This is a genomic window from Mycobacterium sp., from assembly GCF_032161845.1.
In the GTDB taxonomy this organism is placed as follows: Bacteria; Actinomycetota; Actinomycetes; order Mycobacteriales; family Mycobacteriaceae; genus Mycobacterium.
This window is the reverse complement of record NZ_JAVRQA010000164.1, coordinates 1-8,255: the sequence shown is the minus strand read 5'-3', so window position 1 is coordinate 8,255 and position 8,255 is coordinate 1. Positions and strand designations below refer to the sequence as shown.

Annotated in this window: 8 protein-coding genes; 7 read left to right on the top strand and 1 reads right to left on the bottom strand. The window is 66.5% G+C overall.

Annotated features, from left to right (window positions below; translation table 11 throughout):
• Positions 1 to 344: substrate-binding domain-containing protein (locus QOD90_RS09465; protein WP_526348957.1), on the bottom strand; the 344-nt coding region annotated here is incomplete at its 3' end.
• 223 nt (positions 345 to 567) lie between these two features.
• Here QOD90_RS09465 and QOD90_RS09460 point away from each other — a divergent pair.
• The 7 genes from QOD90_RS09460 to QOD90_RS09430 form a co-directional block, all read left to right on the top strand.
• Positions 568 to 1,545 carry an ABC transporter substrate-binding protein gene (locus QOD90_RS09460; protein ID WP_526348955.1) on the top strand — a complete coding sequence of 326 codons (978 nt, stop codon included), beginning with the start codon at positions 568 to 570 and terminating at the stop codon, positions 1,543 to 1,545.
• Positions 1,546 to 1,653: 108 nt separating this feature from the next.
• Positions 1,654 to 3,186 carry a sugar ABC transporter ATP-binding protein gene (locus QOD90_RS09455; protein WP_526348953.1) on the top strand — a complete coding sequence of 511 codons (1,533 nt, stop codon included), beginning with the start codon at positions 1,654 to 1,656 and terminating at the stop codon, positions 3,184 to 3,186.
• Positions 3,183 to 4,268 (top strand): ABC transporter permease, encoded by a 1,086-nt coding sequence (locus QOD90_RS09450; RefSeq protein WP_526348951.1) that lies wholly within the window; start codon positions 3,183 to 3,185, stop codon positions 4,266 to 4,268. The genes QOD90_RS09455 and QOD90_RS09450 overlap by 4 nt, the downstream gene beginning before the upstream one ends.
• Entirely contained in the window at positions 4,265 to 5,266 is a 1,002-nt protein-coding gene (locus tag QOD90_RS09445) for an ABC transporter permease (RefSeq protein ID WP_526348949.1), read from the top strand. The genes QOD90_RS09450 and QOD90_RS09445 overlap by 4 nt, the downstream gene beginning before the upstream one ends.
• Before the next feature lie 20 nt (positions 5,267 to 5,286).
• Complete coding sequence (locus tag QOD90_RS09440; RefSeq protein ID WP_526348947.1) at positions 5,287 to 6,291, top strand: LacI family DNA-binding transcriptional regulator; 1,005 nt, start codon at positions 5,287 to 5,289, stop codon at positions 6,289 to 6,291.
• Positions 6,288 to 7,955, top strand: a complete 1,668-nt coding sequence (araB, locus tag QOD90_RS09435; RefSeq protein WP_526348945.1) for a ribulokinase — start codon at positions 6,288 to 6,290, stop codon at positions 7,953 to 7,955. The genes QOD90_RS09440 and araB overlap by 4 nt, the downstream gene beginning before the upstream one ends.
• The coding region (locus QOD90_RS09430; RefSeq protein WP_526348943.1) for a class II aldolase/adducin family protein at positions 7,952 to 8,255 on the top strand (304 nt) is incomplete at its 3' end. The genes araB and QOD90_RS09430, both read left to right, overlap by 4 nt.

Sequence of the window (8,255 nt, the reverse complement as noted above, 5' to 3'; positions counted from 1 at the left end):
ATGTCGGTCAGCGAGGAGCTGTCGATCGGTGCGATGACCAACACCTTGACGCCCTTGGTGATCATGTTCTCGATCTGGGACACCTGGTTCTGCACCACGTCGTCCCCGTACTGAAGGTCGGTGTCGTAGCCGAGCTTCTTGAACTGCTCGGCCATGTTGTTGCCGTCGGCGACCCAGCGTTCCGACGACTTCGTCGGCATCGCGATGCCCACCGTCCCGGTCCGTTCACCTCCGGCGCCGCTGGGGCCGGCGGCCTCGGGTGCCGTCGAGCGACCGCATCCTGCGGTCGTCAATGCGGCTGCGATGGCCAGCGCGCCCATCGCTCGAATGAAGCCCTTGCGCATGAAATCCTCCGGTTGATTTTCGTCCCAGCGCGTACTCGCGCCTCGGACCGTGCGTGATGTTAGCGCTAACAAACGTCGATGATGTGACGCGGCTCACGCATTTGTCAAGGGCATCGACGGCCGAATGTTAACGCTCACACCGGTTGACATTCCGAAAATGTGAGCGTTAACATTCGACGGTGTAACGCGGGTCACACCGAGCCGAGACACCAAAGGAGCTGTCGTGAAAAGGGTTCTAACTGCGGCGATAAGCCTGGTCACCGTCGGCGTGTTGGCCGCGTGCGGTAGCGGACAAGCGCCATCCGGCGGCGGGTCCAGCGACGGGAAGCTGACCATGGGGTTCTCCCAGGTGGGCGCGGAGAGTGGCTGGCGCACCGCCAACACGAAATCCATCCAGGAAGCCGCCCAGGCCGCGGGCGTCGACCTGAAGTTCTCCGATGCAGGAGGCGAGCAGGAGAACCAGATCTCCGCGATCCGCTCCTTCGTGCAGCAGCGCGTCAAGGTCATCGCCTTCAGCCCGGTGGTACGCACCGGTTGGGACGCCGTGCTCCTCGAAGCCAAGAACGCAGGCATCCCGGTCATCCTCACCGACCGCGCGGTCGACACCCAGGAGAAGGACGTCTACAAGACCTTCATCGGCGCGGACTTCGTCCAGGAGGGCCAGTGGGCCGGCGACTGGGTGGTCAAGCAGTACGCATCGGCACCCGGCCCGGTCAACATCGTCCAACTCGAAGGCACCACCGGATCCGACCCGGCACTCGAGCGCACGTCCGGCTTCGCCAAGGGCATCGGCGCCAACCCCAACCTGAAGATCGTCGCTACCCAGAGTGGTGACTTCACCCGCTCGGGTGGCAAGCAGGTGATGGAGGCATTCCTGAAGGCCAACCCGAAGATCGACGTGGTGTTCGCGCAGAACGACGACATGGGCCTCGGCGCCATGGAAGCCATCGAGGCGGCCGGGCTCAAGCCGGGGCAGGACATCAAGATCGTCGCGGTCGACGCGACGCACGACGGCATGCAGGCCCTCGCCGACGGCAAGTTCAACTTCCTCGTCGAGTGCAACCCGCTGCTCGGGCCGCAGCTGATGGACATCGCCAAGAAGGTCGCCGCCGGTGAGTCGGTGCCTGCCCGCATCGTCACTCCCGACCAGACCTTCGATCAGCAGCAGGCCGCGAAAGTACTTCCCGAACGCAAGTACTGACGCCCAAGACCGTCGATGCCGCCCGGGCGCCGGGCCCCCTCCCCCCAGGGCCACCCGGAAACCCCCCCAAACCCCCGGGCGGCATCGGCTACCAGCGAAGGATCTTCGATGACCACACCACACACGGAGACTTCCGACGCCCCGGTGGTCCGCATGCAGGACGTCACCATCGACTTTCCCGGCGTCAAGGCGCTCGACGGCGTCGACTTCCGCTTGCTGCCAGGCGAAGTCCACGCGCTGATGGGGGAAAACGGCGCAGGCAAGTCGACGTTGATCAAGGCGCTCACCGGGGTCTATGACATCGACTCGGGCAGCATCACCGTCGGCGGCACCGAGCAGCGGTTCAGCAGCCCGAGGCAGGCGCAGGACGCAGGCATCAGCACGGTGTACCAAGAGGTCAACCTCTGCCCCAATCTGACTGTGGCCGAGAACATTCTGCTTGGCCGCGAGCCGCGCCGCCTTGGACGCATCGACTACCGCGCGATGAACCGTCGAGCCAAGGAACTACTGGCCGAGATCGAGCTGACCATCGACCCAAGCTCCACCCTCGGCGACCACCCGATCGCCGTCCAGCAGCTCGTCGCCATCGCCCGCGCAACGGCCATCTCCGCGCGGGTGCTCATCCTCGACGAACCCACCTCCAGCCTCGACACCGACGAGGTCGCCGAGTTGTTCCGGGTGATGCGGCGCCTGCGCGACGGGGGCACGGCCATCCTGTTCGTGTCGCACTTCCTCGACCAGGTCTATCAGATCTCCGATCGAATGACGGTGCTACGCAACGGCCGTCTGGTCGGCGAATACCAGACGGCCACGCTGGACCGGGTGAAGCTGATCGCCGCGATGCTTGGTCACGAGCTCGACCTGCTGGAGGAGATCGCGGACACCGTCGCGAAGACCGACCCGCAGGCGGGGGAGCCCGTCCTGCGCGCCAAGGGCATCGGTCGCCCGCCCCGGGTGCATCCCACCGACCTCGACGTCCACCGCGGGGAGGTGGTGGGACTGGCGGGGCTGCTCGGCTCCGGCCGAACCGAGTTGGCGCGGCTGATCTTTGGAGCCGACCGCGCGACCAGTGGGCAGTTCGAGGTCGGCGGAAAGCCGACCGCCATCCGGTCGCCGCGCGCCGCCATCGCCAAGGGATTCGCCTTCTCCTCAGAAGACCGCAAGGCCGAAGGCATCATCGGTGACCTGAGCGTTCGCGACAACCTGGTGCTGGCGCTGCAGGCCCGCCGCGGCTTCGCCCGTCCACTGTCGAAGAAGATCAAGGACGACGTGGTGGGTCGCTACATGGAGGCCCTCGACATCCGGCCGCGCAACCCAGGGGCGATGGTGAAGAACCTCAGCGGCGGCAACCAGCAGAAGGTGCTGCTGGCGCGCTGGCTCATCACCGAGCCGCAGCTCATCATCCTCGACGAACCCACCAGAGGCATCGACGTCGGCGCGAAGGCGCAGATCCAGAAACTCGTCGCCGACCTGGCCGCCCAGGGCATGGGCGTGGTCTTCATCTCCGCAGAACTCGACGAGGTATCCCGGATCAGCGACCGGATCGCCGTGCTGCGCGACGGGCAGTGCATCGCCGAGGTCGGCTCGGACTGCTCGGTTAAGGAACTGACGGCCCTCATCGCGGGAGGGACGCAACCGTGATCAAGCGAATCGGCGCATCGCCACTGCTCTGGCCGTGCCTGGCGCTCGTCGCGCTGCTCGTCGTCAATGTCATTCTCACGCCGACGTTTCTGAGCATTCGCGTGCAGGACGGCCACCTGTTCGGCAGCCTGATCGACATCCTGCGCAATGGCGCCCCCACGATGCTGGTGGCCCTCGGCATGACACTGGTCATCGCGTCGCGCGGCATCGACCTGTCCGTCGGCGCCGTCGTCGCCGTCAGCGGTGCGCTCGCGTGCGCCCACATCGCCGGCTCCGCCGACCCGGCGAGCGCCGGCACCGTGATCACCGCCATGGGCATCGCCATGGGCGCCGCCGTCGGCCTCGGCCTGTGGAACGGAATGCTGGTGTCGGTCTTCGGAGTTCAGCCGATCATCGCCACCCTGGTCCTGATGACAGCGGGCCGCGGCATCGCGCTGTTCATCACCGACGGTCAGATCGTCACCACCGCAAGCGCGCCGTTCAAGATCCTCGGCGCCGGGTTCGTCTTCGGACTGCCGGTGGCGATCCTGGTGAGCCTGACGGTGTTCGCGCTGGTGGGTCTGCTGACCCGGCGCACCGCGTTGGGCATGCTGCTGGAATCGGTCGGCATCAACCCAGTCGCCAGCCGGCTCGCCGGAGTGCGTTACCGCACCATCGTCTTCGCCGTGTATGTCTTCAGTGCGCTGTGCGCCGGAATCGCCGGCCTGATGATCGCGTCGAACATCTCCGCCGCCGACGCCAACAATGCCGGGCTGTGGATCGAGCTGGACGCCATCCTGGCGGTGGTCATCGGTGGCACATCGCTGCTGGGCGGACGGTTCAGCCTGACCGGAACCATCCTCGGCGCCTTGATCATTCAGACCCTGACGACGACGGTGTACACCGCGGGGATCAGGCCGGAGCTGACCTTGGTGTTCAAGGCGCTGGTGGTGATTGCGGTGTGTCTGTTGCAGGCACCCAAGTTCCGCGCCCTGCTGGCACGCAAGCGACGCACACCGACGCCAACCGCGCCGACGCCGGACGCACCCGTGCAGTCCCTTTCGGTACCCGTGCCGCCGACCTCGGAGATGGTGACGAAATGAGCACCAGTACCCCGACCCGACCCCGGTTCGACGTCGCCGACCTCGGCAGGCGTGCGCGCGGCCGCTACCTGTCACCGCTGGCCTCGCTGGTGCTGTTCGTGGTGATGTTCACCGTGGTGGTCGTCCGCTATGACTTCGCCAGCCCGACCCAGGTCTTCCTGAACCTCTTGGTGGACAACGCCTACCTGATCGTCCTCGCCGTCGGAATGACGTTCGTCATCCTCACCGGCGGCATCGACCTCAGCGTCGGGTCCGTCGTCGCGCTGTCCACCGTCATCGTCGCCACCACTCTGCGCGCCGGCTGGCCCATGCCGCTGGCCGTTCTCACGGTGCTGATCGTGGGCCCGGCCCTCGGCCTGCTGATGGGTCTGGTCATCGAATACTTCGACGTGCAGCCGTTCATCGCCACCCTCGCCGGGATGTTCCTGGCCCGCGGGCTGTGCTACGTGATCAGTGTCGACACGCTGCCGATCAAGGATCCGACGCTGCGCGAACTCGGATTGCACTACGTCTACCTCTACGAGGACAAGTTCATTCGGTGGACGGTGGTGATCGCCCTCGTCGTCGTGGTGGTGGCCGCCTTCGTTCTGCACCAAACCCGTTTCGGCAGAACGGTGTACGCCATCGGCGGCAATCGGCAATCGGCTCAGCTGATGGGGCTCAAGGCCTCGAGGGCCAGGGTCTCGGTGTACGCGATCAGCGGGCTCTGCGCGTCACTGGCCGGATTGCTCCTCGCGGTACAGAAGCTCTCCGGATACAGCCTCAACGGCATCGGTCTTGAGCTCGACGCGATCGCTGCCGCGGTCATCGGCGGCGTACTGCTCTCCGGCGGGGTGGGTTTCGTTCTCGGCTCGGTGATCGGCGTGCTGGTACTCGGCACCATCCAAACCTTCGTCACCGCGGCCAATCTCGACTCGTACTGGACCAGGATCATGACGGGCGTGCTGCTCTTGGTGTTCGTCTTGGTTCAGCGGGTATTGGTGAGGAAGCCCGGATGAGCGAACACGCAGTCCCACCCATGGCACAAAAACCAGTGATGGCCGACGTCGCGAAGCTCGCAGGCGTGAGCCACCAGACGGTGTCGCGGGTGATCAACGGCGCGTCCAGCATTCGGCCAGAGACGAAGGCGCGCGTCGAGCAGGCCATCGAAGCACTCGGTTACCGGCCGAACACGGCGGCGCGCGCCCTGGTGACGCGCCGGTCGGGGATCATCGGGATCGTCGGGTCCAACAGCGGGCTCTACGGGCCGTCGACCATCCAGCGCACCGTGCAGGAAGCCGCCCGCGCGGCGGGCTACTTCTCCAGCCTGGTGCCGCTGGCGGAGGTGACGCTCGAGGAGCTGCGCGACGCGCTGGATCACCTTGCGCGCCAATCGGTCGAGGCGATCGTGATGATCGCCACGCAGGAGGACGCGCTCGCGGTGGTGCACTCCACCAATGCCGGACTGCCCCTGATCGTGGTTGAGGGAGATCTCTCGGGGCAGGGACTCAGTGTCGGCGTCGACCAGATCGACGGGGCACGCCAGGCCACGCGGCACCTCATCGACCTCGGGCATCGGGCCATCGACCACGTCGCGGGCCCGATGACCTACACCGAGGCCAAGGGGCGCCGCACCGGTTACGAGGCGGCCATGCGGGAGGCCGGGCTGGTCCCTGGGGAGCTCTGGGAGGGGGACTGGAGTCCGGCGAGCGGCTACCGGATCGGTCGTGAACTGACCCGAAGGGGAAGTACCACAGCGGTGTTCGTCGCCAACGATCAGATGGCCATCGGCGTCCTGCACGCGTTCGCAGAGGCGGGTGTGCAGGTCCCGTCTGACATCAGTGTCGTCGGATTCGACGACATCCCCGAAGCCGGCTATCTCAACCCCGCGCTCACCACCGTGCGGCAGGACTTCCAAGCCATCGGCCAGCGCGCCATCGATCTGGTGACGGCCACGTTGAGCGGATTGGCCACCAACATGCCACTCCTTCCCCCCGAACTGATCATCCGCGACAGCACCGCACCGCCCCAGGAGACGCCATGACCGGCGAGAAGTACACCATCGGTGTCGATTTCGGCACCCTGTCCGGCCGCGCCCTCGTTGTGCGGGTCGGCGACGGCCACGAGCTGGCCAGCGCCGAACACGCCTACGAGCACGGCGTCCTCACCGACGCCCTGCCCAACGGCGGCGTCCGGTTGCCCCACCAATGGGCGTTGCAGGTACCCGCCGACTACGTCAACGTGCTGCGCACCGCCGTCCCCGAGGCAGTCGCGAAGGCGGGCATCGACCCGGCCGACGTCATCGGCATCGGCACCGACTTCACCGCCTGCACGATGGTGCCGGTGCGCAGTGACGGGACCCCGCTGTGCGAACTCGAACAGTTCGCGGGGCGGCCGCACGCCTACGCCAAACTGTGGCGGCACCATTCCCCGCAACCTCAGGCCGATCGCATCAACGCCGTTGCCGCCCAACGCGGGGAGCCGTGGCTACCCCGCTACGGCGGATTGATCTCCAGCGAATGGGAGTTCGCGAAGGCGTTGGAGATCCTGCAGGAAGACCAGCAGGTGTACCAAGCGATCGATCGCTGGGTCGAGGCCGCCGACTGGATCGTGTGGCAACTGTCTGGCACCTACGTCCGCAACGCGTGCACCGCGGGCTACAAGGGCATCCGCCAGGACGGCCAGTATCCGTCCCGGGAGTTCCTCGCCGCGGTGCACCCCGACTTCGCCGACTTCGTCAGCGAGAAACTGGACCATCCGCTGGGCCAGCTCGGTGACCGCGCTGGATCGCTGACCGCACAGGCCGCCGCATGGACGGGTCTCCCAGAGGGAATCGCGGTCGCCGTCGGCAACGTCGATGCCCACGTCACCGTGGCCGCGGCGGACGCACTGGAATCGGGACAGCTGGTCGCGATCATGGGAACGTCGACCTGCCATGTGATGAATTCCGATGTGCTGCGCGAAGTTCCCGGAATGTGCGGCGTGGTCGACGGCGGCATCCTCGGCGGCAGCTGGGGATACGAAGCCGGCCAGTCCGGCGTCGGCGACATCTTTGCCTGGTTCGTCGACAACTCCGTCCCGGAGAGCTACCACGTCGAGGCCCGCAGGAGCGGCGTGTCGTTGCACGAGCACCTCACCGAGCTGGCCGCCCGCCAGCAGGTCGGCGAGCACGGTCTCGTCGCCCTGGACTGGCACAGTGGGAACCGTTCGGTGCTCGTCGACCACGAACTCTCCGGTGTGATGGTCGGACAGACGTTGGAGACGTCCTGTGTCGACCAGTACCGGGCGCTTCTGGAGGCCACGGCGTTCGGCACGCGGATGATCGTCGAGACATTCGTCAACAGCGGGGTTCCCGTCAATGAGCTGGTGGTGGCAGGCGGACTGCTGAAGAACCACCTGCTCATGCAGATCTACGCCGACGCCGTGGGCCTGCCGCTCTCGACCGTGCCGTCGACGCAGGCGCCGGCCCTGGGTGCGGCGATCCACGCCGCCACGGCCGCAGGCGCATTCAGTGACGTCCGCGCTGCCGCCAAGCAAATGGGCAGACGAACCAGGGACGCCTACCACCCGATTCCCGAGAACGTCGCCGCCTATGACCGGCTCTACCGCGAGTACGTGGAGCTGTACGACTGGTTCGGTCGGGGCAACGACATGATGCGGCGGCTGCGTCGCATCGGGTCGCACGACGCGGTGGGGGCGTCGCGATGACCATCACGTCCGACACGAATCGCGTCATCTCCCGGTTGCGTCGCGAGGTCTGCGACCTCCACGCCCAACTGACCCACTATGATTTGGTCATCTGGACGGCGGGCAACGTCTCGGCCAGGGTGCCCGACAGCGACCTGATGGTGATCAAACCCTCTGGTTTGGATTACGACTCGATGACGGCCGACGACATGGTGGTTTGCGACCTGTACGGCAACCTCGTCGACGGTGCGCTCAATCCGTCCTCGGACACCGCGGCCCACGCCTACGTGTACCGGCACATGCCCGAGGTGGGCGGCGTCG

What these genes read in the sequence shown, in the direction of transcription:
- QOD90_RS09455 (WP_526348953.1), top strand. Translation starts at nt 1,654, where the DNA reads ATGACCACACCACACACGGAGACTTCCGACGCCCCGGTGGTCCGCATG.
- QOD90_RS09445 (WP_526348949.1), top strand. Translation starts at nt 4,265, where the DNA reads ATGAGCACCAGTACCCCGACCCGACCCCGGTTCGACGTCGCCGACCTC.
- QOD90_RS09440 (WP_526348947.1), top strand. Translation starts at nt 5,287, where the DNA reads ATGGCACAAAAACCAGTGATGGCCGACGTCGCGAAGCTCGCAGGCGTG.
- araB (WP_526348945.1), top strand. Translation starts at nt 6,288, where the DNA reads ATGACCGGCGAGAAGTACACCATCGGTGTCGATTTCGGCACCCTGTCC.